This window comes from Bosea sp. (in: a-proteobacteria) (genome assembly GCF_023953965.1).
GTDB lineage: Bacteria > Pseudomonadota > Alphaproteobacteria > Rhizobiales > Beijerinckiaceae > Allobosea.
Genome location: NZ_JAMLIX010000001.1, coordinates 373642 through 399824, shown reverse-complemented (window position 1 = coordinate 399824; position 26183 = coordinate 373642). Strand labels below are relative to the sequence as shown.

The 26183-nt window shown below is 67.8% G+C and carries 24 protein-coding genes; 12 read left to right on the top strand and 12 right to left on the bottom strand.

Annotated features, from left to right (window positions below; genetic code table 11):
• Positions 1 to 2 precede the first annotated feature (2 nt).
• Positions 3 to 797, bottom strand: a complete 795-nt coding sequence (gene phnF, locus M9917_RS01755; protein ID WP_297250589.1) for a phosphonate metabolism transcriptional regulator PhnF — start codon at positions 795 to 797, stop codon at positions 3 to 5.
• An 86-nt stretch (positions 798 to 883) separates the two neighbouring features.
• Here phnF and phnG point away from each other — a divergent pair, with 86 nt between their 5' ends.
• The 8 genes from phnG to M9917_RS01715 all read left to right on the top strand — a co-directional run bounded on the left by phnG (position 884) and on the right by M9917_RS01715 (position 7471).
• Positions 884 to 1315, top strand: a complete 432-nt coding sequence (gene phnG / locus M9917_RS01750) for a phosphonate C-P lyase system protein PhnG (RefSeq protein WP_297250588.1) — start codon at positions 884 to 886, stop codon at positions 1313 to 1315.
• Entirely contained in the window at positions 1315 to 1917 is a 603-nt protein-coding gene (phnH, locus tag M9917_RS01745) for a phosphonate C-P lyase system protein PhnH (protein WP_297250587.1), read from the top strand. The genes phnG and phnH overlap by 1 nt, the downstream gene beginning before the upstream one ends.
• Complete coding sequence (locus tag M9917_RS01740) at positions 1917 to 3128, top strand: carbon-phosphorus lyase complex subunit (RefSeq protein ID WP_297250586.1); 1212 nt, start codon at positions 1917 to 1919, stop codon at positions 3126 to 3128. The genes phnH and M9917_RS01740 overlap by 1 nt, the downstream gene beginning before the upstream one ends.
• Entirely contained in the window at positions 3125 to 4030 is a 906-nt protein-coding gene (locus M9917_RS01735; protein ID WP_297250585.1) for an alpha-D-ribose 1-methylphosphonate 5-phosphate C-P-lyase PhnJ, read from the top strand. Before M9917_RS01740 ends, M9917_RS01735 begins: the two co-directional genes overlap by 4 nt.
• The gene (phnK, locus tag M9917_RS01730) at positions 4027 to 4833 is read left to right on the top strand and encodes a phosphonate C-P lyase system protein PhnK (RefSeq protein ID WP_297250584.1); all 807 of its coding nucleotides are present in this window, start codon (positions 4027 to 4029) and stop codon (positions 4831 to 4833) included. The genes M9917_RS01735 and phnK overlap by 4 nt, the downstream gene beginning before the upstream one ends.
• 108 nt (positions 4834 to 4941) lie before the next feature.
• Complete coding sequence (phnL, locus tag M9917_RS01725) at positions 4942 to 5640, top strand: phosphonate C-P lyase system protein PhnL (RefSeq protein ID WP_297250583.1); 699 nt, start codon at positions 4942 to 4944, stop codon at positions 5638 to 5640.
• Positions 5640 to 6779 (top strand): alpha-D-ribose 1-methylphosphonate 5-triphosphate diphosphatase, encoded by a 1140-nt coding sequence (locus tag M9917_RS01720; protein ID WP_297250582.1) that lies wholly within the window; start codon positions 5640 to 5642, stop codon positions 6777 to 6779. The genes phnL and M9917_RS01720 overlap by 1 nt, the downstream gene beginning before the upstream one ends.
• Complete coding sequence (locus M9917_RS01715) at positions 6776 to 7471, top strand: DUF1045 domain-containing protein (protein WP_297250581.1); 696 nt, start codon at positions 6776 to 6778, stop codon at positions 7469 to 7471. Before M9917_RS01720 ends, M9917_RS01715 begins: the two co-directional genes overlap by 4 nt.
• Before the next feature lie 98 nt (positions 7472 to 7569).
• Here M9917_RS01715 and phnN read toward each other — a convergent pair whose 3' ends face one another.
• A complete protein-coding gene (phnN, locus tag M9917_RS01710; RefSeq protein ID WP_297250580.1) occupies positions 7570 to 8169 on the bottom strand; it encodes a phosphonate metabolism protein/1,5-bisphosphokinase (PRPP-forming) PhnN in 600 nt (199 codons plus the stop codon).
• Here phnN and M9917_RS01705 point away from each other — a divergent pair.
• Positions 8155 to 8397, top strand: coding sequence for a hypothetical protein (locus tag M9917_RS01705; protein WP_297254896.1), 243 nt, complete (start codon positions 8155 to 8157; stop codon positions 8395 to 8397). The genes phnN and M9917_RS01705 overlap by 15 nt on opposite strands.
• 50 nt (positions 8398 to 8447) lie before the next feature.
• Here M9917_RS01705 and M9917_RS01700 read toward each other — a convergent pair whose 3' ends face one another.
• From M9917_RS01700 to M9917_RS01685, 4 genes are read right to left on the bottom strand one after another with little or no spacing between them, the layout of a single operon-like run.
• Positions 8448 to 9437, bottom strand: coding sequence for an extracellular solute-binding protein (locus M9917_RS01700; protein WP_297250579.1), 990 nt, complete (start codon positions 9435 to 9437; stop codon positions 8448 to 8450).
• 42 nt (positions 9438 to 9479) lie between these two features.
• Positions 9480 to 11123 carry an ABC transporter permease gene (locus M9917_RS01695; RefSeq protein ID WP_297250578.1) on the bottom strand — a complete coding sequence of 548 codons (1644 nt, stop codon included), beginning with the start codon at positions 11121 to 11123 and terminating at the stop codon, positions 9480 to 9482.
• Positions 11120 to 12184 carry an ABC transporter ATP-binding protein gene (locus M9917_RS01690; protein WP_297250577.1) on the bottom strand — a complete coding sequence of 355 codons (1065 nt, stop codon included), beginning with the start codon at positions 12182 to 12184 and terminating at the stop codon, positions 11120 to 11122. Before M9917_RS01690 ends, M9917_RS01695 begins: the two co-directional genes overlap by 4 nt.
• 29 nt (positions 12185 to 12213) lie before the next feature.
• Entirely contained in the window at positions 12214 to 13164 is a 951-nt protein-coding gene (locus tag M9917_RS01685; RefSeq protein ID WP_297250576.1) for an inositol monophosphatase family protein, read from the bottom strand.
• A gap of 66 nt (positions 13165 to 13230) precedes the next feature.
• Between M9917_RS01685 and M9917_RS01680 the strand changes: the two genes are divergently transcribed.
• Both M9917_RS01680 and lhpH read left to right on the top strand, forming a co-directional pair.
• Positions 13231 to 14016: a DeoR/GlpR family DNA-binding transcription regulator gene (locus tag M9917_RS01680; protein ID WP_297250575.1), complete on the top strand. Its 786-nt coding sequence runs from the start codon at positions 13231 to 13233 to the stop codon at positions 14014 to 14016.
• A 47-nt stretch (positions 14017 to 14063) separates the two neighbouring features.
• Positions 14064 to 15071 (top strand): trans-3-hydroxy-L-proline dehydratase, encoded by a 1008-nt coding sequence (gene lhpH / locus M9917_RS01675; RefSeq protein ID WP_297250574.1) that lies wholly within the window; start codon positions 14064 to 14066, stop codon positions 15069 to 15071.
• 74 nt (positions 15072 to 15145) lie between these two features.
• On the opposite strand, the gene uvrB is transcribed toward lhpH, so the two are convergent.
• Positions 15146 to 17725 carry an excinuclease ABC subunit UvrB gene (gene uvrB / locus M9917_RS01670; protein ID WP_297250573.1) on the bottom strand — a complete coding sequence of 860 codons (2580 nt, stop codon included), beginning with the start codon at positions 17723 to 17725 and terminating at the stop codon, positions 15146 to 15148.
• Between the two features lie 87 nt (positions 17726 to 17812).
• Positions 17813 to 19030, bottom strand: coding sequence for a BaiN/RdsA family NAD(P)/FAD-dependent oxidoreductase (locus M9917_RS01665; protein WP_297250572.1), 1218 nt, complete (start codon positions 19028 to 19030; stop codon positions 17813 to 17815).
• Positions 19031 to 19117: 87 nt separating this feature from the next.
• Between M9917_RS01665 and M9917_RS01660 the strand changes: the two genes are divergently transcribed.
• Positions 19118 to 19438, top strand: coding sequence for a YnfA family protein (locus tag M9917_RS01660; RefSeq protein ID WP_297250571.1), 321 nt, complete (start codon positions 19118 to 19120; stop codon positions 19436 to 19438).
• Positions 19439 to 19447: 9 nt separating this feature from the next.
• On the opposite strand, the gene M9917_RS01655 is transcribed toward M9917_RS01660, so the two are convergent.
• The 4 genes from M9917_RS01655 to M9917_RS01640 form a co-directional block, all read right to left on the bottom strand.
• Positions 19448 to 21175, bottom strand: a complete 1728-nt coding sequence (locus M9917_RS01655) for a Na/Pi cotransporter family protein (protein ID WP_297250570.1) — start codon at positions 21173 to 21175, stop codon at positions 19448 to 19450.
• 344 nt (positions 21176 to 21519) lie between these two features.
• The gene (locus tag M9917_RS01650; RefSeq protein WP_297250569.1) at positions 21520 to 22587 is read right to left on the bottom strand and encodes an ABC transporter ATP-binding protein; all 1068 of its coding nucleotides are present in this window, start codon (positions 22585 to 22587) and stop codon (positions 21520 to 21522) included.
• An 18-nt stretch (positions 22588 to 22605) separates the two neighbouring features.
• The gene (locus M9917_RS01645) at positions 22606 to 24813 is read right to left on the bottom strand and encodes an ABC transporter permease (RefSeq protein ID WP_297250568.1); all 2208 of its coding nucleotides are present in this window, start codon (positions 24811 to 24813) and stop codon (positions 22606 to 22608) included.
• A 233-nt stretch (positions 24814 to 25046) separates the two neighbouring features.
• Positions 25047 to 26084, bottom strand: coding sequence for an ABC transporter substrate-binding protein (locus M9917_RS01640; protein WP_297250567.1), 1038 nt, complete (start codon positions 26082 to 26084; stop codon positions 25047 to 25049).
• Positions 26085 to 26183 lie beyond the last annotated feature (99 nt).

Genomic DNA, 26183 nt, shown 5'->3' with positions numbered 1-26183 from the left:
GCTCAGCCATCATGGGCTGGCCCGGGATGGGCGGGGGAGGGGGAATCCCCGAAAGGCTCGATCACCATCTCCATGCGCGCGCCGGCGAAGACGCTCGAAACCAGGTGGATCGGCGTCAGGTCCGGCAGCGCATCAATGGCGGACGAGACCATCACCGCCGATGCCGGCGCGATTTCCAGCAAGCCCGCCTCGCGCTCATCGGCGAGCCGCGCCGTCAGCCGCGTCGACAGGCGCACGTAATCCGCGATGCCATAGTGCTTGAAGGCGGCGGTGATCGAGCCCTCCGCATCGCGATAGGCCCTGTCGAAAGCCGGGAAGCGCTCGACCGGGAGCCAATGCGTGCTTGTACCCATCGGCACGCCATCGGCCAGGCTCACGCCCCGCACACGCCAGAGCGGCGCCCCGGCCTTCAGGCCGAGCGCCGCGCAGGCCGACGCCTCGCCCCGGATCGTCTTAGCGCAGAGCATGCGGCTCGTGCCGACGATACCGAGCTTGCCCATATTGCTGCGCATGCTGACGCGCCGGCCGATCGGGTAGGGCACGCGCGGGGTGCCGACCTGCGTGCCGCGCCCGCGCGACACCGTCACCAGCCCGAGATCGGCAAGGTGCCGGAACGCCTGCCGCACCGTATGGCGATGCACGCCGTAACGATCGGCCAGCGCGGTCGAGGCCGGCAGCGTATCGCCCGGCCGATAATCCTCGCGCTCGATCGCAGCCATCAGGTCGTCGGCGATGCGCCGCCAGACCGGGCCGCCCTCGCCGTCGAGGACCGGGGCTTGCGCCGTGCCGTCCGTCATCAAAAGGTCATCCGAAAAGTATAGACATTCACCATCATCAGGGACATTATAGTCTAGACATTTGTGGCTGACCAGCGAGCCGGCGGATGAACCCGAAAACACCCCGACAACAATGGATGGCGACCCTGGCGCGCGCCACCCGCGACGAGATCGCGAGCCTTCTCGGCGTCCTCCCCGAGCATGAGGTGCTGAAGGCGCCCGAGACCGGCACCGTGATGGTGGAAGGCCGGGCCGGCGGCGCCGGGCGGCGCTTCAATCTCGGCGAGGCGACGGTGACGCGCTGCGTCGTGCGCCTTCCGAGCGGCCGCATGGGCTTCTCCTATGCGCTCGGCCGCGACCACCGCAAGGCGCGGCTCGCAGCCCTGCTCGACGCCCGCCTCCAGGACGCGGCCGCCGGCGGCGAGCTCGCGCAGGGTATCGCAGCGCTGGCCGTTCGGCAGGCGGCGGCCCGCGATCTCGCCTCGCGCAAGGCGGCGGCGACCAAGGTCGATTTCTTCACGCTGGTCAGGGGCGAGTGATGACGGCGCAGGACAGGATCTCCCCCGGCTTCTCCGATCCGGTCTTCCAGTCGCAGGCCGCCTTCCGCGCCTTGCTCGCGGCGCTCTCCGAACCCGGCACGCTCCAGGCCGTCGCCGCTGACATCACGCCGCCGGAAGGCCTTGCCATGGCCACTGCCACGACGCTGCTGGCGCTGGCCGATTACGAGACCCCGGTCTGGCTGCCCGAGGCGCTGCGCGACGGCGCGGCCGCCGCCTGGCTGCGCTTCCATTGCGGCGTGGCGCTGGTCGACGAGCCGGCCGGGGCCGCCTTCGCCGTGCTCGACGGTGCGGCCGACGAGCCCAGGCTTTCCGCCTTCAACCTTGGCACGGACCAGTTCCCGGATCGTTCCACCACCGTGATCGTCCAGGTCGCGGCGCTGGAAGGCGGCACGGCCTTCACGCTCTCCGGCCCCGGCATTCCCGGCAGCCGTACGATCGCGCCGCGGGGCCTGCGCCCCAGCTTCATCGCGGAGCTCAGCGATAACGGCGCGCTCTATCCGCTCGGCGTCGATGTCGTGCTGGCCCATGGCGATGGCGTGATCGGCCTGCCGCGCTCGACTGAGATCGGGGAGGCAGTCTGATGTATGTCGCCGTCAAGGGCGGCGAGGCCGCGATCCTCGCCACGCATGATCTCGTCGCCGAGGCGCGCCGGGGCGACCCGGCCGTGCCGGAGATCAGCGTCGCCCAGATCCGCGAGCAGCAGGCGCTGGCCTGCGCCCGCGTGATGAACGAGGGCTCGCTCTATGACCGGGACCTCGCCGCGCTCGCCCTGAAGCAGTCGCAGGGCGACGTGATCGAGGCCGCTTTCCTGATGCGCGCCTATCGCACCACGCTGCCGCGCTTCGGCTCTTCCGAGCCGCTCGATACCGCCGCGATGGCGATCCGCCGCCGTGTCTCGGCGACCTACAAGGATCTGCCCGGCGGGCAGGTGCTCGGGCCGACCTATGACTATACGCATCGCCTCTTCGACTTCGCCCTGATGGAACCGCAACAGGCCCCCTCTGCCCTTGGGGGAGAGGGTAGGCCGCGCAACGCACAGGACGCGGCAGCGCCAAGCCTTCCCTCATCCGACCCGGCTCCGCCGGGCCACCTTCTCTCCCGAGGGGAGAAGGAAAGAGCCCCGCTCGATCCTCATATGCCGCGTGTGCCCGATATCCTCGGCGCCGAAGGGCTGATGGAGGCGGAGGAGCCGCCGGAGGGCGATCCGCGCCCCTTCGACCTGACGCGCGATCCGATCGCCTTTCCGGCCGAGCGCGACGTGCGCCTGCAATCGATGGCGCGCGGCGACGAGGGTTTCCTGCTCGGCCTCGGCTATTCCGTGCAGCGCGGCTTCGGCGGCACGCATCCCTTCGTCGGCGAGGTCCGCGTCGGCGAGGTCGCGGTCGAATTCGTGCCGGAGGAACTCGGCTTCGCGGTCGATCTCGGCGACGTCACCCTGACCGAATGCCAGATGGTCAACCAGTTCCAGGGCTCGAAGGAGGTGCCGCCGCAATTCACCCGCGGCTACGGCCTCGTCTTCGGCCATAGCGAGCGCAAGGCGATGTCGATGTCGCTGGTCGACCGGGCGCTGAAGGCGCGCGATTTCGGCGAGGCGACGACCTATCCGGCGCAGCAGGACGAGTTCGTTCTCTACCACGCCGACAATGTCGAGGCGGCCGGCTTCGTCGAGCACCTGAAGCTGCCGCACTACGTCGATTTCCAGGGCGAGCTCGAACTGATCCGCCGCATCCGCAAGGAGCGCGAGGAACGGCTCGCCCGCGAGCAGGACACGCTGCCGGAGGCCGCGGAATGACCCTTCACCAGGTTCCGGCCTACAACTACGCCTATCTCGACGAGCAGACCAAGCGGATGATCCGCCGCGCTTTGCTCAAGGCCGTCGCGGTGCCGGGTTATCAGGTGCCGTTCGGCTCGCGCGAGATGCCGCTCGCCCGCGGCTGGGGCACCGGCGGCATCCAGATCACCGCCGCGATCATCGGCCCGGCCGATACGCTCAAGGTGATCGACCAGGGCGCCGACGACACCACCAACGCCGTCTCGATCCGCAGGTTCTTCGAGCGCACGGCCGATGCCCGCACCAGCGAGGCGACCGGGGAGGCGACGATCATCCAGACCCGCCACCGCATCCCGGAGGCGCCGCTGAAAGCCGGGCAGGTCATGGTCTATCAGGTGCCGATGCCGGAACCCTTACGCCGCCTGGAGCCGCGCGAGGCCGAGACCCGCAAGATGCACGCCTGGGCCGAATACGGGCTGATGCAGGTCAAGCTCTACGAGGACATCGCCCGCTACGGCGAGATCACCAAGACCTATGACTATCCCGTCATGGTCAACGACCGTTACGTGATGGCGCCTTCGCCCATCCCGAAATTCGACAACCCCAAGATGCACATGTCGCCCGCGCTGCAACTGTTCGGCGCCGGCCGCGAGAAGCGCATCTACGCGCTGCCCCCCCATACCCGCGTGAGGAGCCTCGATTTCGAGGATCATCCCTTCCGCATCCAGAGCTGGTCGCAGCCCTGCGGGCTCTGCGGCGCGGCCGACAGCTATCTCGACGAGGTCGTCATCGACGATCGCGGCGGGCGCATGTTCGTCTGCTCCGACAGCCATTACTGCGAGACCCGCCGGGCTGAAGGCCATCGCGGCACCATGCTGGGCGATGCGACGGCAAGCGGGCTGGTCGAGGAGACCGCCCCATGACCCTTCACGCCACGTTCCCCGACGCCGACCTCGACCCCGCCCCGCTGCTCTCCGTCGCCGGCGTCGGCCGCTTCTATGGCGGGCGCATCGGCTGTGCCGATGTCTCCTTCGAGCTCTGGCCGGGCGAGGTGCTCGGCATCGTCGGCGAATCCGGCTCGGGCAAGTCGACCCTGCTGCGCTGCCTCGCCGGCATCGACAGGCCCGACGAGGGCGAGGTCATGTTCCGCGGCGGCCCCGAGCCGCTCGACATCTACTCGGTCTCCGAGCAGGAGCGCCGCAGCCTGATGCGCACCGCCTGGGGCATCGTCCACCAGAACCCGCGCGACGGCCTGCGCATGGACGTCACCGCCGGCGGCAATGTCGGCGAGCGCCTGATGGACCGCGGCGACCGGCATTACGGGAAGATCCGCGAGCGCGCCCTCGACTGGCTGCAACGCGTCGAGATCGCCGGCTCCCGCATCGACGACCGGCCGCGCCAGTTCTCCGGCGGCATGCAGCAGCGCCTGCAGATCGCCCGCGTGCTGGTCTCGCAACCGCGCCTCGTCTTCATGGACGAGCCGACCGGGGGCCTCGACGTCTCGGTGCAGGCGCGCCTGCTCGACCTGCTGCGCGTGCTGGTGCGCGATCTCGGCCTCGCCGCCATCATCGTCACCCACGACCTCGCCGTCGCGAGGCTCCTCACCGACCGGCTGATGGTGATGAAGGATGGCCGCGTCGTCGAGCAGGGCCTGACCGACCAGGTCCTCGACGACCCGCATCACGCCTATACGCAACTCCTGACCTCGGCGGTGCTGAGTGTGTGACCTGTTCTCCTGTCGTGGGTTCCGGGTCCGCGCCTGCGGCGCGTCCCGGAATGACAGCGGCGCCCCCGTCACATCCCCGTCACCGCGAATCGGCAAGGCACTGACCCCATGACCAGGATGATTCAGGTCGAGAACGTCGCCAAGACCTTCACCCTGCACAACCAGGGCGGAGCGCGCCTGCCCGTCTTCGACAACGTCGATTTCAGCGTCGAGGCCGGCGAGGCGCTGGTGCTGGCGGGCGCGTCGGGTGCCGGCAAGTCGAGCCTGCTGCGTATCCTCTACGGCAATTACAGGCCGACATCGGGCGTAATCCGCATCACCCATGCCGGCCGCCCCGTCGACATCGTCTCGGCCGTGCCGCGCACCGTGCTCGACATCCGCCGGCGCACGCTCGGCTTCGTCTCGCAGTTCCTGCGTGTCATCCCGCGCGTCTCGACGCTCGACATCGTGCGCGATCCGCTGCTGGCGCGCGGCGCCGATCCCGAGGTCGCGACCGGGAAGGCGAGAGCCATGCTCGCCCGCCTCAACCTGCCCGAGCGGCTGTGGACCCTCGCGCCCGCGACCTTCTCCGGCGGCGAGCAGCAGCGCGTCAACATCGCCCGCTCCTTCGTCGATCCGTCGGCAATCATGCTGATCGACGAGCCGACCGCCTCGCTCGACGCCGCCAATCGCGACGTCGTCGTCGACCTCATCGCGGAAGCGCGCGCCGCAGGCTCCGCCATCGTCGGGATCTTCCATGACGAGGCCGTCCGCGAGCGCGTCGCGACCCGCTATCTCGACATCACCGCTTTCAGGAAGACTGCCTGATGCAGACCGTTCTCACCAACGCCAGGCTGATTCTCGAGAACGAGGTCGTCACCGGCACGATCGCTTTCGACGCAACCGGCATCACGGCGGTCGATCAGGGCAAGACCTCCCTGCCGGGCGCCATCGACGCCGGCGGCGACTATGTCGCGCCCGGCCTCGTCGAGATGCACACCGACAACATGGAAAAGCATTTCATGCCGCGCCCGAAGGTCTTCTGGCCGAACGGGCTGGCGGCAGCGCTCGTCCATGACGCGCAGATGGCGGCGGCCGGCGTCACCACCGTATACGACGCGGTCTGCGCCGGCACGCCGTTCTCGGCCAAGGACTACCGCAAGGACATCTTCGCCGACGTGATGAAGGCGCTGGCCGAGGGCAGGCGCGAGAACGTCTTCCGCATCGACCACCGCGTCCATATGCGCTGCGAATTGACGAGCCCCGACCTGCTCAGGGACATCGAGCCCTATCAGGACGACGCGCTCGTCCAGCTCGTCTCGCTGATGGACCACACGCCGGGCCAGCGCCAGTGGCGCAACATCGAGCATCTGCGCACCTACTCGCTCGGCAACGGCAAGACGCAGGCCGAATTCGAGCAGGACGTGGTTGTGCGCCAGCAGGAGGGCGCCGCGAATGTCGCGAAGAACTGGTCGGCCGTCGTCGATATTTTCCGCAGGCGCGGCATCCCGCTCGCGACCCATGACGACACCACTCCCGAGCATGTCGAGGAAGGCATCGCTTCCGGCGCGGTGATCTCGGAATTCCCGACCACGCTCGAAGCCGCCGCCGCCGCCAAGCGGCACGGCCTCGCCACCGTCGCCGGCGCGCCGAACGTCGTGCGCGGCGGCTCGCATTCGGGCGGGGTCTCGGTCTCGGAGCTGGCGGAGAAGGGCCTGCTCGACGGCCTTTCCTCGGACTACGTGCCCGCGAGCCTGCTCCAAGCGGTGATCAAGCTCAAAGCCAGCCACGGCATCGCGCTGCCGGAAGCGATGGGCATGGTGACCTGGAAGGTCGCCGACATCCTCGGCCTGAAGGACCGCGGCCATCTCAAGACCGGGCTCAGGGCCGACCTCGTCCGCTTCAGGCTCATCGGCACGACGCCGGTCCTCGGTGCGGTCTGGTCGAGAGGCGAGCGGGCATTTTGAGCAAGCCCCGCTACGCCGTCTATTACGCCCCCGCCGCCGACAGCGCGCTGTGGCGCTTCGGCTCGGCCGTGCTCGGCTACGACGCCTCGACGGGCGAGGACGTTCCCTTCCTCGTTCCGCCCGGCTGCGACCCGGCGACATGGCCTGAGCTTACGCAGGAACCGCGCCGCTACGGCTTCCATGCCACGCTGAAGGCGCCTTTCGAGCTCGCCGAAGGCCGCAGCGAGGACGAGCTTCTGAGCTTTGCCCGCAACCATGCCGCCGGGCTGGAAGGGGTGGCGCTCGCGGGCCTCAGCGTCACCGCGCTCGGCTCCTTCGTCGCGCTGACTCCCTCCGCGCCGGGCGCGGATCTGCAACGCTTCGCCTTCGCGCTGGTGCGGGCCTTCGAGCCCTTCCGCGCGCCGCTGGCCGAAGCGGATCGGGCGCGGCGGCTCGCAAGCCCGCTCACCCCGGCGCAGCACGCCTATCTCGATGCCTATGGCTATCCTTACGTGGGCGATGCCTTCCGCTTTCACATGACATTGACCGGTTCGCTGCCGGACGGACGGATCGCTCCGGTCCGGCAGGCGCTCGCAGCAGCCTCCGCGGCGGCGCTGCCTGCAGGTCCGGTCAGGCTGGATCGCTTCGCCCTGTTCAGGCAGGACGATCGCAAGAGCCGCTTCCGCCTGCTCGATTCCTACCCGGTCGACTAGAGCAATTCCGCGATTCTCCGAATCGCGGAATTGCTCTAGGTCTTTGTTTTATCGCATTTTCTTCACGCGAACCGGTGTCCACTTCGCTCGAAAATGCTCTAGGAACCTTGCCGCGCGAGCCCGCGCAGCATGGCGAGCAGTTCCTGCGCCGCCTCGGCCACGCTGCGGTCGTTCATGATCGTGACGATCTCGGCACGCCCGGTGGTCAGCGACGCCTCGCGCTTCAGCCGGGCGGCGATATCGGCCTCGCTCTCGCGCCCGCGTGCCGCCAGCCGCTGCGCCAGCACCGCGACCGGGGCGGTGATGTTGAGCACCACGACCCGCGCGGCCAGCCGCTCGGCGGCGGCGATGACGGTACGCGAGACGTTGGCGAGCACCACGGCCCCCTCGGCGATGCCCGAAAGTTCTGCCGCCGGAATGCCGTAGCTCAGCCCGTGTGCGCGCCAGCTCAGTGCCAGCTCGCCCCGCGCCTCGGCCTCGCGGAACCGGGCCCCGTCGCAGGAATCGTGCTCCTCCGCGCCGGCCATGGCGGGGCGGGTGATCAGACGCCGGGCAAACCGAAAGCGGGGATCGCCGACGAGCCCGGCACGGCCTGCGGCCATCAAGGTGTCCTTTCCCGCCCCGGAGGGTCCGACCACGAGGACGAGCGCGCCCGCTGCTGAAACGGGGGTGGCGAGATCTCGATGAGGCAAGCACATGGTCGGAAGAAACTCGGACTGGAACCGGTCGTCGACCCGATGGTGCAGATCGGCAAGACCGCGCTTGGATGCCGCATCGGGATCGGCGCCACTGTCGGGTTCGTATCAGGCGACTTGCCCTTTGTCGTGAACGACGCAAATGACATTCATGCGACGACCGGCAGGGTTCGATGCTCCAACAATGCGATGGATCATCGTTACCGTCCAATGGGACGCGCGATCACTTAGCCGCCCGTCGAGGGCGGCTAAGGTCGCTTCGACAAAAAGCGTCGTTTTCGCTATTTCGCGCCGGCGGTCGGATAGGAACGCCAGGTCTTCAGGAACGCGTCGCGCTGGTCGGCGGCTTCCTTCTCGTCGATGTCGAAGACCTTGATCGCCGACATCTCGGGCAGCTTGACGATCTTGGACACTTCGATGTCGCTCCGGCTCGGGCGGCGGAACGAGGTTTCGAGCAAGGACGTCTGCGTTTCCTTCGACATGAGCCCGTCGAAGGCAGCCTTGGCCGCGGCGCCGCCCGGCGCTCCCTTGACCAGGCCGGCGAAGTCGGCCGTGATGAAGGTGCCGTCCTCCGGGTAGATCAGGTTGAATTCCTTCTGCCCGCCGTCGACGTAAGGGTAGCCGTTCGCCTCGAAGCCGAGGCCGACCGCGTATTCGCCCATGGCGACGCCGCTCTGCACGGCCGAGGACGAGGACGAGACGGTCAGGTTCGCCGTGAGCTGCCTGAGCTTCTCGTCGCCGATCATCTTATGCAGGCCCCACAGGATGGTGTAGCCGGTCGAGCTGTTGGCCGGGTCGGCGATCACGACCTTGCCTTTCCATTTCGGGTCGAGCAGCTCGGTCCAGGTCTTGGGCGCGGGCAGATTGCCGAGCTGATTGGTGTTCACCATGATCACCACGACATGGACGTTCGCCGGGGTGAAGAGGTTGCCGGGATAGCGCAGCTTTTCAGGGATCGCGGCAAGCTCCGGCGAGGCGTAGGCCTCGAACAGCTTTTCGAAGGCGCCGACGGTGTTGAAGCTCGAGCTCCAGAACAGGTCGCCCTGGACGTTGGAGGCTTCTGCCTCCAGGCGCCGCAGCAGCACCCCGCTTCCGCCGGTGACGGAATTCAGCCTGATCTCCGGAGCCTTCTTCTTGAGCGAGCTCGCGACGGCTTCGATCGCCTGCTCCGGATTGGACGAATAGAGCGTGACCTTCTTCTCCTGCGCCCAGGCGGTGGTGCCCAGCGTAAGCGACAGCAAGGCGGCTGCGGCGAGATTGCGAATGACCATTTCATTTCCTCCGGCTTATTTGGTTGGGTGACGTCATGACCTTCATTTCGACGCGAAGACGTCGACCTTGAAGATTTTCGTGGCGACGATGATCGGGATGAGGATGACCGCGATCAGGACGAGGCCATAGGCAGAGGCATAGGCCATCAGATTGCTGCCGATCAGGCGGAAGACCTGGATCGTCAGCGTTTCCCGCCCGCCCGAATAGACCAGGATCGAGGCGCTGAGCTCCGAGACGCTGGTCGTCCAGGTGAGGATGGCGGCCGAGGCGATGGCCGGCCCCATCATCGGCAGCACCACCTTGACGAAGGTCCGCAGCGGCGGCGAGCCGAGGCTGATCGAGGCTTCCTCGATCGAGTTGGGGATGTTGTGCAGGGTCGCCTGCGAGCTGCGCATGCCGAAGGGCAGGCGGCGCACCAGCAGGGCGAGCACCATGATCGTCGCCGTCCCGGTAAGGGGCAGCCAGCCGGCATTGAACGAGACGATCAGGCCGATGCCGAGCACCGTGCCCGACAGCGCCAGCGGGATCGAGGAGATGTAGTCGAGCCAGGGCGTTATGGCGTTGCGCTTCTTGATGATGAGGTAGCTGACGAGAGCGCTGAAGCAGATGCCGATCAGCGTGGCCGCGCCGGCATAGATCAGCGAGTTCACCAGCGGCTGCGGAGCGGTCACGAAGACGCGCTCCATGTTAGCCAGCGTCCAGTTGCCCCATTGCATGACCGGGCCGCGGGAGACGGTGAAGGCCCCGATCGCGATGACCGCGAGCGGCACGAGCGAGATCACGACGATCAGGCTCGCGGCGAGGCCGATGGCGGCGGCCCTCCAGCCGGCGAGCGGGACGGGCTTGGCGCCGCGGCCCTGGGCGATCTCGAAGCGGCCGCGGGAGATGATCCAGCGGTTGATGAACAGGATCAGCATCACCATGACGACGGAAACCGTCGCGAAGGTGCTCTGCATCACCGGCGCGGCCCCGCCTTCCGAGACGGCCGCCTGATAGGTCGCGACCGAGAGCAGCGGCATCTGGTTCGACAGGATCATCGAGATGGCGAAGTTGCCGACGACCATGGTGAAGACCAAAAGCGCGCTCGCCAGGACCGAGGGCATGATGATCGGCAGCATGACCTTGAGGCGCGAGCGCGCCGGCGAGGTGCCGAGACTCTGGGCCGCTTCCTCGAGATGCACGTCGAAGCCGCTGATCGCCGCGACCGTGCCGATATAGACATAGGTGTAGTAGACGAAGGTCATCACCGTGATCAGGCCGAACCAGCCGTAGAAGCTCGGCAGCTGGACGCCGTAGTCGCGGAAGAAACGGGTGATCAGCCCGTTGTTGCCGAGCGCCATCAGCCAGGTCTGGGCCGAGATCACCTCCGGGATGACCAGGGTGATCAGCGGCAGCAGCGCGATGATCGACTTGCCCGGAAAGCGGTAGCGGGCCGTCACATAGGCGAGCGGCACGCCGATCAGGACGCAGGCGCAGGTGACCACGGAAGCGAGGATCAGCGTGTTGAGGATGGCGCTGAGGCCGCGCGGATCGGCGAGCAGGCGGGCCCAGCCGCTCTCAGCCCCGCCGACGAAGCTCGCGGTCAGGATGTTCACAAGCGGATAGACGATGAAGGTGAGGAGGACGACGAGGGCCGCGAGCGAAAGCCACAGCCAGGGGGCGCGCAGATCGGACGAGGTGATCATGACGCGATCACCATGGCCTTGGACGGATCGATGGTGGCGACGACGTCGGCGCCGATCTCGAAGCCGTCGTGCCGGTCGCCATGGGCGTCGACGCTGATCACGGTCTCGTCGGCGAGCGCCAGCTTGTAGCTCGTCTTGCCGCCGAGATATTGCCGCTTCACCACCCGCCCGGACAGGCCCTGGGCGGCGGCGGAGGCTTTCGGCGTCAGCCGCAGGTCCTCGGGGCGCATGATCAGGATGCCGTCCCGTGCCGCGGCCGGCAGGCCGTTGCGCGCCAGGATCGAGCCGCCGCCCAGCGCGACGCGGACCGTCCCGTCCGGGTTGGCGTCGGCGAGCGTGACGTCGATCCGGTTGGCCGCGCCGACGAAATCGGCGACGTAGGAGGTGCGCGGCGTCGCATAGATCTCCTTCGGCGTGCCGAGCTGCTCGACCTTGCCCTTGTTCATCACGCCGATCTGGTCGGACATGGACAGGGCTTCCTCCTGGTCGTGCGTCACGAAGACCGTGGTGATGCTGGCCTCGCGCTGCAGGTCGGTGATCGTCTCGCGGATCTGGACCCTGAGCTTCGCGTCGAGGTTCGACAGCGGCTCGTCCATCAGCAGGACCTGCGGCTTGATGACCATGGCGCGGGCGAGCGCGACGCGCTGCCGCTGGCCGCCGGAGAGCGCCGCCGGGTGCCGGTCCATCACATGGCCGAGCCCGACATGCTCCAGCTCGTGCCGGACCTTCTTCATCATCGCCTCGCCGCTTTCGCCGCGTGCGCGCAGGCCGTAGGCGACGTTTTCCGCCACCGTCTTGTCGGGAAACAGCGCGTAGTCCTGGAACACCATGCCGATGTTGCGCTTGTGCGGCGGCAGCCGGGTCACGTCCTGCGACTGGAAGCTGATGTTGCCCTTCGAGGCCTGGACGAAGCCCGCGATTGTGCGCAGCAGCGTCGTCTTTCCGCAGCCCGAAGGCCCAAGCAACGTGAAGAAACACCCTTCCGGTATCGACAGGCTCAGATTGGAAATGACGTCCGTTCCTCCGTAACTGACGTACAGATTCTTGATATCGATCCCCATGGCGTCCTCCCCTTCGCGTCGCGTTTCCTTCAGGCGCCGATGTCGAGGCCGTTCAATAGCCCGACGATTTCGCTGTGCTTCTGCCGGTCGCCGGCCGCCAGGATCCGCGGCCCCGATTTCAGCGTGATCGGGTTGCCCCGCCAGTCGGTGATGACGCCGCCTGCGCCCTCGATGATCGGGCGGAACGGGGCGAAGTCGTAGATTTTCAGCCCGGTATCCAGCGCGACATCCGTCCCGCCATCGCTGAGCAGGCCGTAGGCCAGCGCGGCGCCCCCGTAGATGCGCCAGTTTGTCCGCGCGCGGAGCAGGTCGAGCGCCGGCCGCTCCGCCTTAGAATAGAAGTCCGGATTGCTGGTGGACATCATGGCCAGCGACAGGTCCGGGCACGGTTTCACGCGGCAGGGCGCGCCGTTCTTCAGCGTCGGTTGCCCGGAGACGCCGAGCCAGCGCGCGTCGACCGGCGGGATGTCGATGATGCCGAGGACCGGGACACCGCGATGCGCCAGGGCGATCAGTGTGCCGTAGACCGGCATGCCCGCGATGAAGGACGCGGTTCCGTCGATCGGATCGAGAATCCAGACGAACTCCGCATCCTCGTTTTCCCAGGCCTGCTCCTCGCCGATGATGCCGTGCTCGGGAAAGCGGCTCTTGATCATGGCCCTGAGCTCCCGCTCGATTGCCATGTCCATCATCGTGACCAGGCTGCGGTCGGGCTTCAGCGAGACGCCGAGCCGGTCGCGCCGGTTCTGCTCGATCATCCGCCGGGAGGTGTTCGCGAGTTCCGTCGCGAAGGCGACGTGGCTGGCCTCAACGGGCACATCGGGCGTCATCGGCTTCCCCCTTGCCTCGCGCCCGTCTGCGGTCCGCCGGAGCGGGGTGCGAAAATGAGCGATATGACCGATTATGTGTTGTCTATTGCATAATGAGCGATATGTGTCAATTTGTGCATGTGGCAAATGTTCAAAGTTGTGGGTTTCCATGCCGGGCAGGGCAGGCGGGTGTTTTTCCCTGCTAAGGCTTCCAGGACGGGACGAAGGAAGCGCGCGATGTGGCAAGAAGAGCGGCAGCAGAAGATCCGCGACCTCCTCACCGCCTTCGGTCAGGTCTCGACGGACCGCATGTCCCAGAGCTTCGGCGTCGCGCGGGAGACGATCCGGCGCGATCTGGTCGAAATGGAGCAGGCGGGCGAGTTGCGCAGGGTGCGCGGCGGCGCGGTGCCGATCTCCCGCGAGATCTCCAGCTTTCAGGTGCGCCACACCGAGCGCCTGCAGGAGAAGCGGGCCATCGCCGCGACCGCGCTGCAGTTCCTGCGCAGCGGCATGACGCTCTTCATGGATGCCGGGTCCACGACGACGGTGATGTCGGAGGCGATCGCCGGCACGAACGGATTGAGCGACCTCACGCTCATCACCAATTCCTTCGACGCGGCCCGGAACCTGACCGAACCGACGGGCGAGCCCTCGAAGCGCTTCCGGGTCATCATGCTGGGCGGCGAGTTCAAGCAGGACCCGAACGAGACCATCGGCCCGGTGGCGGTCAACGAGATCCATCGCTATCGCGCCGATCTGGCGATCCTGTCGCCATGGGGCGTCGACGCGGTCAAGGGCGCATCCGACTCCTTCCTCTACGGTGCCGAACTCGCCCGCGCCATGGCCCAGAACGCGGAGCAGACGATGATCCTCGCCGATCACTCCAAGATCGGGGCGCCGGCGCGGTCCGTGTTCTGCCCGGCTCCCGAGATCGGCATCCTGGTCACGGATGCGGCCGCGCGCGCGAATCCGAGCTTCGATGCGATCGTCGCCGCGCTGCGCAAGGTCGTCGTGGCGGAATAGGAACCGCTGTTCACCAAGCCTTGAAACGAACGCTCCAGGGGGAAGCGATGCAAGCCGACCGGGTCATCCAGACAGTCGAAAGCCACACCGGCGGGGAACCTTTCCGCATCGTGACGAGCGGCCTGCCGCGGCTTCCGGGCAAGACGATCGTCCAGCGCCGCGACTGGGTGAGGAACAATATCGACGAGGTTCGGCAGGCGCTGATCTTCGAGCCGCGCGGCCATGCCGACATGTATGCCGGCTACCTGACCGAGCCGGTCTCACCCCAGGCCGATTTCGGCGTCATCTTCGTGCACAACGAAGGCTACAGCGACCATTGCGGCCATGGCGTCATCGCGCTGGCGACCGCCGCCGTCGAGCTCGGCTGGGTCGCGCGCAGCGAGCCGGAGACGCGGGTGGGGATCGACGCCCCCTGCGGCTTCATCGAGGCCTTCGTCGCCTGGGACGGCAGGCGCGCCGCCAGCGTGCGCTTCGTCAACGTTCCCTCCTACCTCGTCCATCGCGACGTCAGCGTCGAGACGCCGAGCTTCGGCCGGGTCATCGGCGACATCGCCTTCGGCGGCGCCTTCTATTTCTATACCGATGGCCGCCCCTTCGGGCTGTCGATCCGGCGGGAGAAGGCCGAGGCCCTGATCCGCTTCGGCGCCGAGGTGAAGCAGGCGGCCAATGCGGCCTTCCCGGTCGTTCACCCCGAGATCCCGGAGCTGAACCACATCTACGGCACGATCATCGACGGCGATCCGCTCGATTCCAGCGCGACGCAGGCCAATTGCTGCATCTTCGCCGACCGGCAGCTCGATCGCTCGCCGACCGGCTCCGGCACGGCCGGGCGCGCGGCGCTGCTCCATGCCAAGGGGCTGCTGAAGCCCGGCCAGCGTCTGGTCAACGAATCCATCGTCGGCTCGATCATGACGGCGCGGGTCCTGCGGGAAACCAGGCTGGGAGGGATCGACGCCGTTATCCCGGAGGTCTCGGGCAGCGCGCATATCTGCGGCCAGGCGAGCTGGATCATCGATCGCGACGATCCGCTGCGGCATGGCTTCCTGTTGCGATAGGGCGTTCGATGCCGGCCCTGCGCGATGAGATCATCGCCGCGGCCTGTCGGGTGCGGCAACGATCTTCCAGCGCCTCACGGGCATTCCCGTGTCGAGCCACGACGACGGCCGGCTCCCGTTTGCCGCTCGCCGGCTCCCTTCGGCCGCGATTCCGGCACCGGCCCCATCTCGTCCAGCGTCGGCTTGCGGGCGCGGGTCGGCGGCAGGTTCGCGGCCTCGCCATAGCCGCGCTCGCCCCTGTACTTGCCGGCGCTGGCCTCGATGCTCTCCTGGCGGGCGAGCGGGTCGTCGCTGATCGCGAGCTCCGTCGCCTGCAGGCGCTTGATCTCGTCGCGCAGGCGCGCGGCGGTCTCGAATTCGAGGTCGGCGGCGGCCTCGCGCATGCGCTTCTCGAGATCGGCGAGCGCGGCCTTGAGGTTGTGGCCGGACGCCGGGGCCGCCAACCCCTTGTCGACCGTGACATGGTCGCGCTCATAGACCGAGCCGAGAATATCGCCGATGTTCTTCTTCACCGTCTGCGGCGTGATGCCGTTCATCTCGTTATAGGCGAGCTGCTTCTCGCGGCGGCGATTGGTCTCGGCCAGCGCCCGCTCCATCGAGCCGGTGACGTGGTCGGCGTAGAGGATGACCCTGCCGTCGACGTTGCGCGCCGCGCGGCCGATGGTCTGGATCAGCGAGGTCTCGGAGCGCAGGAAGCCTTCCTTGTCGGCGTCGAGGATGGCGACGAAGCCGCATTCGGGGATGTCGAGGCCCTCGCGCAGCAGATTGATGCCGACCAGCACGTCGAAGGCGCCAAGCCTCAGATCGCGCAGGATCTCGATGCGCTCGATCGTGTCGATGTCGGAATGCATGTATCTGACGCGAACCCCGTTCTCGTGCAGATACTCGGTCAAATCCTCGGCCATGCGCTTGGTCAAAACGGTGACGAGGGTGCGGTAGCCCTTCTCGGCGACCTCCTTGACCTCGTCGAGCAGGTCCGCGACCTGGTGCTTGGCGGGGCGCACTTCGACCGGCGGATCGATCAGCCCGGTCGGGCGGATGACCTGCTCGGTGAAGACGCCGCCGGTCTGCTCCATCTCCCAGCTGCCGGGCGTGGCCGAGACATGGATCGACTGGGGCCGCATCGCGTCCCACTCCTCGAAGCGCAGCGGCCGGTTGTCCATGCAGGAGGGCAGGCGGAAGCCATATTCGGCGAGCGTCGCCTTGCGGCGGAAGTCGCCGCGATACATCCCGCCGATCTGCGGCACGGTGACGTGGCTCTCGTCGGTGAAGACCAGCGCGTTGTCGGGCAGGTATTCGAACAGCGTCGGCGGCGGCTCGCCGGGCTTGCGGCCGGTGAGATAACGCGAATAGTTCTCAATCCCATTGCATGAGCCGGTCGCCTCGATCATCTCGATGTCGAAGGTGCAGCGCTGGTCGAGGCGCTGCGCCTCCAGGAAGCGGCCCATGCGGTTGAGCTCGTCGAGGCGGGCTTTCAGTTCCTCCTTGATCGACTTCACGGCCTGCGTCAGCGTCGGGCGCGGCGTGGTGTAGTGCGAGTTGCCGTAGACCTTGATGAATTCGAGCTCGCCGGTCTTCTGGCCGGTCAGCGGATCGAACTCGGCGATCGATTCGACCTCGTCGCCGAACAGGCCGATGCGCCAGGCGCGGTCCTCGTAGTGCGCCGGGAACAGCTCGATCACGTCGCCGCGGACGCGAAAGGTGCCGCGGGCGAAATCGCCGAGCGTGCGCTTGTATTGCAGGGCGACGAGATCGGCGATGAGCTGGCGCTGCTCGATGCGTTCGCCGAGCTTCACCGAGAAGGTCATCGCCGTATAGGTCTCGACCGAGCCGATACCGTAGATGCAGGAGACGCTGGCTACGATGATCACGTCGTCGCGTTCGAGGAGCGAGCGCGTCGCGGCGTGGCGCATCCGGTCGATCTGCTCGTTGATCGAGGATTCCTTCTCGATATAGGTGTCCGAGCGCGGGACATAGGCCTCCGGCTGGTAATAGTCGTAATAGGAGACGAAGTACTCGACCGCGTTGTCGGGGAAGAAGCTCTTGAACTCGCCGTAGAGCTGGGCCGCGAGCGTCTTGTTCGGGGCGAGGATCAGCGCCGGGCGCTGCGTCTCCTCGATCACCTTGGCCATGGTGAAGGTTTTTCCGGAGCCGGTGACGCCGAGCAGGACCTGGTCGCGCTCCTGCCGGCGGATGCCGTCGACGAGGTCGGCGATCGCGGTGGGCTGGTCGCCGGAGGGCGAGAAATCGGATTTCATCAGGAAGCGGATGCCGCCTTCCGATTTCTCCGGCCGCTCGGGCCGGTGCGGCGTCCAGGGCTTGCCGGGCTGGATGAAGGGGCTGCCGGTGTCGAGCAGATGCTGGAGCGATTGCGCGGTCAGCGCCGCGGCGCTGTCGCTGCCGGGGTCGAAGGCGGAATCGGCCTTCTTCGAGAGCTTGCGCTTCTTGCCGCTGTCTTCGTCCGTAGGCCCGAAGCCGGCGGCGCCGCCCGGCACCGCCGTGCCGCGGTTGATCGCGGGGTTCAAAAGATCGGCGAGATAGCCTTCGAGCGGCTTCAGCTCGGGCTTCGTCGCCTTGGACTTCGGCGTGCGGGCCGAGGACGGCTTCTTCACGGCTTTCGGCCTGGTCGCGATGGTGTCGGGGCTTTTCGGCATGCCCGCAATATGGGCCCGAACGCCGCGCGATGCGAGGGGATTGAGTCCCACCCCGATGCGATTGGTGACGGGAGGTGGCAGGAGGGCTCAGCGCCCGGTGAGCCACGCCGCCATGCCGGCCGCCGCGGCGACGCCGGTGGCGAAGCTCGCCTGCAGCAGATAGCCGCCGGTCGGCGCCTCCCAGTCCAGCATCTCGCCCGCCGCGAAGACGCCCGGCAGGCGTTTCAGCATGAAGCGGTCGTCGAGTTCGTCGCGGGCGATGCCGCCGGCGCTCGAGATGGCGCGGGCGATCGGCATCGGGGCGGCGAGGCTGAGCGGCGCCGCCTTGATCAGGGCGGCCAGCGCCTCCGGTTCGGCGGGAAGTGCCGCGCGGCTTGCGTCGCGCATGAGGGCGATCGCGGCCGGGGCCAGACCCGCCGCCTTGCGCAGATGGTTGCTCAGCGTCTCGCCCTTGCGGCGCCGGGCGAGGCGGGCGGCGAGCTCCGCCGCCGTGAGATCGGGCCTGAGGTCGATCCGGATCACGGCGGCGCCGTCACGCTGAAACGCCTCGCGGATCGGCGCCGAGAGCGCATAGATCGCGCCGCCTTCGATGCCGTCCGCATCGATCATCGCCTCGCCGGCGGCTTCTTCCCCGGCATGGCGGATGACGATGCGCTTCAGCGGCTGGCCGGCGAAGCGCTCCCGCAGCGGCTGCGACCAGGCGACGGTGAAGCCGCCATTGGCCGGCCGGAGCGGAGTGATCGTAACGCCGCGCCTTTCCAGCAGCGCGACCCAGCCGCCATCGGAGCCGAGCCTCGGCCAGCTCGCGCCGCCCAGCGCCAGCAGCGTCGCATCGGGGCGGGCGGTTTCGGTTCCGCCGGAGGCGAGGCTGAAGGTCAGGGCGCCGTCGGCGCTCCATCCGCTCCAGAGCCGGCCGGGTGCCAGCCCGACGCCCAGTGGTTCGAGCCGGCCGAGCCAGGCGCGCAGCAGGGGCGAGGCCTTCATCGCGCGCGGAAAGACGCGCCCGCTCGAGCCGGTGAAGGTTTCTGCGCCGAGCCCGTCCGCCCAGTCGCGCAGCGCCTGCGGCGGGAAGGCGCGCAAGGGCGCTTCGAGCCAGCCCGCCGCCTCGCGATAACGGCCCAGAAAGGCTTCGAAGGGCTCGGAATGGGTGAGGTTGAGGCCGCCGCGCCCGGCGAGCAGGAATTTGCGGGCGGGCGAGGCCATGCGCTCGTAGAGCGTGACGCGATGCCCGGCGCCGGCCAGCCGCTCGGCGGCGATCAGCCCGGCCGGGCCGGCACCGATGATGGCGATGGTCTTTGCCGACATATCCCGCTCTTGCTCGTGTGGTGCAATCAGGGCTTAGACTGGGGCCTCCCGCGAGGGAACCTCATTCGCGCCCGCCTGGACGACGCCATGCCCACCATCGCCGCCTATATCGGTGCCGCGCTTGGCGAGATCGCCGGCTGCTTCGCCTTCTGGGGCTGGCTCAGGCTCGGCAAGCCGGTCTGGTGGCTGCTGCCGGGCTTCGTCTCGCTCGGGTTGTTCGCCTGGCTCTTGACGCTGGTCGAGAGCGCGGCGGCGGGCCGTGCCTTCGCCGCTTATGGCGGGGTCTATATCGCCGCCTCGCTCGGCTGGCTCTGGGCGGTCGAGGGCGTCAGGCCCGATCGCTGGGACCTGACCGGCGGCGCCATCTGCCTCGCCGGCGCCGCGGTCATCCTGGCCGCGCCGCGCTGAGGCGCTGCCCTACCGGCCAGAATGCGGGGCCGGGATCAGCACCGAGGGCATCTCGCGCTGCTCAGCCGCCTCCTTGGTCTCGCGCAGGCGGCTGTCGCGCAGCTCGTTGGCGCTTTCCAGGATCGGATAGGCGATCGAGACGATATGTCCGTGGATGCGCTTGAGGTCGCGGATGATGTCGAGATGGATCGCGCTGGTCTCGATCGATTCCGGCCGCCCCGAGCGCAGGCGCTGGAAATGGCTGTCGCTGGCATGGCGCTCGGCCTCGCGCATCGCCGCCTTGTCGGCGAAGAGTTGGCGGGCGAGCACGAGATCGCGCGTGGCGAAGACGTTGAGCGCCAGCGCCAGCGCCGAGGCGACGCGGTGGTGGAAATCGCGGATCTCGGCCAGCCCTTCCGGCGAGAAGGAGTAGCGCTTGCGGATCTTCTTCTCGGCGAGCTCGCGCAGGTTCTTGTCGATGATGTCGCCGATATGCTCCAGATTGGTGATCAGGGTGATGATCTCGAACAGGCGCCGGCTCTCCTCCTCGGTCAATTCGTTGCGCGAGACCTTGACCAGATAGAGCTTGATCGATTCGTGGATGGTGTCGACGCCGTCATCGGCCTGGGCGATGGCGCGAGAGAGCTTGAGCTCGTCCTTCTCCAGCAGCGTCATGGTGTCGCGCAGCATGGCCTCGACACGGTCGCCGAGGCGCAGCGCCTCGCGCATCGCGCCGGCGAGCGCCTCGGTCGGGCTGTCGAGCGCGTTGGGGTCGAGATAACGCGGCGTCACGGCTTCCGCCTTGTCCGCCTTGCCGGGCATGAAGCGCTCGACCAGCGCCGAAATCGGCTTGACGAAGGGCAGGAAGATTACGGCGCCGACGAAGTTCAGCAGCACGTGGAACTCGATGGCGAGCCGGCCCTCGCTCGAGGCGAAGCCGATGAGCCAGCTCGACAGCGGGCCGACGAAGGGCAGCACCGCCAGCGCCAGCGCGAGCCGGGTCATGAGGTTGCCGACGGCGGCGCGGCGCTGGGCGGCGGGGGCGCCGAGCTGGTCCAGCACCGGGATCAGCGCATTGCCGAGATTGGCGCCGATGACCAGCGTCAGCGCGGTCGCCGGCGGGAACAGGCCGGATGCCGCGAAGGTCGCCACGAGCAGGATGATGGCGATGCTGGAGTGCACGATCCAGGTCGCGGCGACGGCCGCGAGAATGCCGAGCAGCGGCTCCGAGCCCATGGCGGCCAGCACCATGCGGAAGGTCGGCGACTGCGCGAGCGGGGCCGCGGCCGTGTTGAGCTCGATCAGCGAGAGCAGGATCAGGCCGATGCCGACCAGCACGCGGCCGATATTGCGCGGCCGCTCCATCGCCTCGCTGGAGAGATACATCGCGACGCCGACCGCGACGCAGATCCCCCAGAGCCAGCCGAGATCCATCGAGATGACGAAGGCGGCGAGCGCCGTGCCGAGATTGGCCCCGAGCAGGACGGCGAGCGCCATGGCCGGCACGATCAGCGCCTGCCCCGCGAAGGAGGAGACGAGCAGCGTCGTCGCCGTCGAGCTCTGCAGCACCATGGTCACGGCGGCGCCGCTGGCGAAGGCGGCGAAGCGGTTGCGGGTGAAGCCCTGCAGCGCCTGCCGGAGCTGTGAGCCGAAGGCGCGCATCGCGCCGGTCCGCACCAGCCTGACCGCCCAGATCAGTAATGCCACGCCGCCGACGAGGTGGATCAGGATATTGGTCGCGCTTTCGCCGGTCGCCATTTTCGTGCGGTCTTTCCCCGATTCAGGTGATGATCTTCGGCCAAACCTACCAATTTTTGATTAGCCAACTCAACAGAAATACACGCTGAAAGTGCTGAGAATGGGGCATGTGCCGCGCCCCCGTCATTGTGCGGGCTTCAGGTGACGTGGGCAGTCGCCGGATCATGCCCGGTCGGCGCCACCGCTGTCATTCCGGGGCGCGCCACAGGCGCGAACCCGGAACCCACGACCGGGTGAAACATTCAAATGCCCGGTTGCGAGCGGTCCACCCGGTCGTGGGTTCCGGGTTCTTCGCTTAAGCGAAGCCCCGGAATGACGATCGTATGGCAACGGTCCACGCCGGCTCAGGCCGGCGGGATCAGCGTCACGCCCGATTTGGCGAAGGAGACCGAGACGGGTGCGCCCGGCTCCAGCATCTCGCGGGCGCCGTATTGCACGACGAAGAGCTCGCCGACCTCGGTCTCGACCATGATGTCGAGGTGATTGCCGAGATAGGCGCATTTGCGGATCGTGCCGGGCAGCGCGCCGGCCTGCCCGACCGCGCCGATGATGAGCGCCTCCGGCCGGATCGCGACCTTGGCCGGGCCGGGGCTCAGACCGCGCGCCGGCAGGCCGAGCGCCGCCGGGCCGATGGCGACCTCGGCGCGGCCCTCGGCCACCGCCTTCACCGTGGCATCGACGAGGTTGGCGTCGCCGATGAAGTCGGCGACGAAGGGGTTCGCCGGCTGCTCGTAGAGGTCGCGCGGCGCGCCTTCCTGCGCGATCCGGGCGTTGGACATCACGATGATGCGGTCGGAGACGGCGAGCGCCTCCTCCTGGTCGTGGGTGACATAGGCCACGGTCAGGTCGAGGTTCTGCTGCAACTCGCGGATCTCCTCGCGCACGCGCCGGCGCAGCTTGGCGTCGAGGTTGGAGAGCGGCTCGTCGAAGAGCAGCACCTGCGGCTCGAGCACGAGGGCGCGCGCCACCGCGACGCGCTGCTGCTGGCCGCCGGAGAGCTCGGAGGGGTAGCGGTCCTCGAAACCCTTCAGGCCGACCAGCGCGAGCTTCTCGAGCGCCATCCGCTTGGCCTCGTCCTTGCCGAGCCCCTTCACGGTCGGGCCGTAAGCCGCGTTGTCGAGCACGCTCATATGCGGGAAGAGCGCATAGGACTGGAACACCATCGAGACGTCGCGGTCGGCGGCCGAGAGCTTGGTGACGTCCTTGCCGCCGATCAGGATCTGGCCCTCGCTGGCGATCTCGAGGCCGGCGATCATGCGCAAGGTCGTGGTCTTGCCGCAGCCGGAGGGGCCGAGCAGCGTCACGAGCTTGCCGGCCTCGATGGTGAAGCTGATGTTGTCGACCGCCGTCACCGCGCCATAGCGCATCGAGACGTTGCGGAATTCGACGGAAGCGGGTCCGGCCTTGGCCATCTTAAAGTCCTTGCGTCCTTATCCGATCGCGGGGGCGGGGCTCGGCGCGGCGATGGTGCGCCCGCGGGCGCGCCGGCCGAGCCTGCGCTCGCCGACGCTGAACTGGATGAGCCCGATGCCGAGCGCCATGAACACGATCAGCACCGAGGAATAGGCGATGGCGAGGCCGAACTCGCCGGCTTCGACGCGCCCGATGATATAGGCGGTGGAAAGGTTGTACTCGGCCGAGACCAGGAAGATCACGGCGCTGACCGCGGTCATCGAGCGCACGAAGGAATAGACCAGCGCCGAGACCAGGGCGGGCTTGAGCAGCGGCAGCACGACACGCCTCAGCGTGGTGGAGCTGCGGGCGCGCAGCGTGGTCGAGGCTTCGTCCAGGCTCTTGTCGATCTGCGCGAGCCCGGCGATGCCGGAGCGCACGCCGACCGGCATGTTGCGGAAGACGAAGGCGATGACGAGGATGAGCCCGGTGCCGGTGATCTCCACCGGCGGGACGTTGAAGGCGAGGATATAGGCGACGCCGAGCACCGTGCCCGGGATCGCGAAGGAGAGCATCGTCGCGAATTCGAGCGCGGTGCGGCCGCGGAAGCGCTGGCGCGTCAAGAGATAGGCGGTGATGAGGCCGATCGCCGCCGTCAGGGGGGCCGCGATCGCCGCCACCTTCACGGTGGTGAAGAAGGAATCCCAGGCCGAGCCCTCGAAATAGAGGCCGTGGCTGAAATCGATGGCGAAGCCGGTGCGGTAATGCTCCAGGGTGGGGGTGAAATCCCGGCCCATGTTGCGCACGAAGCCGCCGATCAGGATGACGATGTAGATCACCACGGTCAGCGCCACCCAGGGCACGATCACCGCCACCGACAGCCAGGTGATGCGGCGCGGCAGCGGCACGGGCAGGCCGGCATCGCCCTTGCCGGTCACGGTCGTGTAGGATTTGTCGCCGAGCCAGCGCTGCTGCACCCAGAAGGCCCCGAGCGTGAAGGCGAGCAGCACGATGGCGAGCACCGCCGCCTGCCCCTGATTGTAGGAGGCGCCGACCACCGCGAAGAAGATCTTGGTCGAGAGCACCTCGAAATTGCCGCCGAGCACCAGCGGGTTGCCGAAATCGGCCATGCTCTCGACGAAGCCGAGCAGGAAGGCGTTGGCGATGCCGGGCCTGAGCAGCGGCCAGGTCACGGTGCGGAAGGTCTGCCAGCGCCTGGCGCCGAGCGTCTGCGACGCCTCCTCGAGGCTGGGCGAGATGCCCTGCACCACGCCGATCAGTACCAGGAAGGCGATCGGCGCGAAGGCGAGCACCTGTGCGAGCAGCACGCCGGGCAGCCCGTAGAGCCAGCGCGAGCGCGGCACGCCGAACCATTCGTAGAGCAGGGTCGAGACCGCGCCGGCGCGGCCGAAGAGCAGGATCAGCGCGAGCCCGATGACGAAGGGCGGGGTGATGATCGGCAGCACCGTCAGCGCCCGCATGATGCGCTTGCCCGGCATGCCGGTGCGCAGGATCAGGAGCGCGCAGGCGAGCCCCAGCAGGGTGGTGATGACGCCGCAGAGCACGGCCAGGACCAGCGTGTTCCAGGCGACGCCGCAACTGGTGTCCGCGGTGACGCAGCCGAGCCCCCAGATCGAGGCATCGAGGAAGCGCTCGACGAAGGCTGAGGGCGCGAAGGCGCCGTTGCCGTCGAGCAGCGCGCTCCTCAGGATGATCGCGACCGGGAAGAAGATGAAGATGCCGATCAGCAGGACGACGAGGCCGATCGTCGAGGTGGTGAACAGGTCGCCGCGGCAGATGCCGCGATAGGCGAGGCCGTGGCAGAGCAGGAACAGCAGCGAAAGCAGTGTGAGGAAGGCGCCGCCGCCGATGCCGGGCTGGGCCGCGCCCGCGCCGCCCATGAGGGCGGCGAGCCAGGCGATGCCCTGGTCCTTCAGCACGATCGCGAAGGCCTGCGCGAAGAACAGCAGCATACCGACGAGGCCTGCCCAGACCAGCACCCGCGCCGTCAGCCCGCGATCGTGGCTCGCCCAGAAGGCGCTCGCCACCGCAAGCGCGACGCCGGGCGGCAGGAGCCAGGGCGCCTTACCCGAAAGGGCGAGCATGAGCCCGCTGCCGGCCCCGCCGAACGGATATTCGGAAAGCCAGCCCCAGTTCGTCAGGCTCAAGGACTCGACGAAGTACCAGGGCATCAGCGCATAGCCGAGCCAGCCGATCAGCAGCACGAGTCGCGTCGCTGGCGCCATGGTTGCCCTGTTTCCCCGCAGAGGTGATCCGGACCGGTTCGCCCCGGCCCTCTCGATTTCGGTGTGATCTATAGCGACCCCGCCGGGTCGTCCCGGACGGAGCGAAGCGGAGATCCGGGATCCATGCCTGAAGCTCGCCCGGAAGCGCTCCGGCATGGATCCCGGGTCAAGCCCGGGATGACGATGGGAGGTTCATGCAGGAACCTCCCTCCGTCGCGGCAAGGGACCTTGCCTTACTTCGGCAGTGCCTTGACTTCCTTGTCCCATTTGGCAAGCAGGCGGTTGCGCTCGGCCGAGGAGCCGTATTTCACGAAGTCGTAGTCGATCAGCTTCATCTGATCCATCTTCGGCGACTGCGGCGGCACGGGCGAGGCCTTGTTCGAGGGAACCTGATAGGACTTGGCCGGGGCGGCGAGCGCCTGGGCGGCCGGCGTCAGGGCCCAGTCGTAGAACTTCTTGGCGTTCTCGAGGTTGCGCGCGCCCTTGACGATCGACATCGAGCCGATCTCGTAGCCCGTGCCCTCGCAGGGTGCGACCGGCTTGATCGGGTCGCCCTGCACGGCGAAGACGACCGCGTCATGGATGAAGACGATGCCGACGGCGGTCTCGCCGAGGCTTGCCGCCTTCGCCGGCGCGGCGCCCGACTTGGTGTACTGGCTGATGTTCTTGTGGAGCTTCTTGAGATAGTCGAAGCCCTTCTCCTCGCCCATGATCTGCACGACAGTGGCGAGCAGGTTGTAGGCCGTGCCCGAGGAGTTCGGATCGGCGACCTGGACGTCGTCCTTCAGCTTGGCGTCGAGCAGGTCGGCCCAGCATTTCGGCTCGGGGAGACCCTTGGCCTTGATCTGCTCGGTGTTGAAGCCGAAGCCGAGCGCGCCGGCATAGATGCCCACCGAGCGCTGCTTGGCCGCCTTCCACTGGTTCAGCGCCCAGTCGTGCAGCTCCTTGTTCTTCGGCGATTCATATTCCAGCGTCAGCCCCTCCTCGGCCGCCTGGAGATGCGGATCGCCGGTGCCGCCCCACCAGATGTCGCCGCGCGGATTGGCGGATTCGGCCTTGAGCTGGGCATAGATCTCGCCTGCCGATTTGCGGGTCATCGAAACCTTGATGCCGGTCTCCTTCTCGAAGGCGTTCGACATGGCGCGGCACCATTCCTCCTGGACGCCGCAATACATGACGAGGGACCCCTGGGCGCGGGCCGGCGTGATGGCGAGGGCCGTGGTGGCGAGCGCGGCGAAGAGCCCCGCCTTGAGCCATGATTTTGCTTGCATCGTAATCTCCCTGATCGTCTGCGTTATGTTTGTGAAGCCTGTCGCTTGGCTTGGAAGTGAAACGAGTTCTCGCCAAAGATCAATGGCGCGACGCGCCGG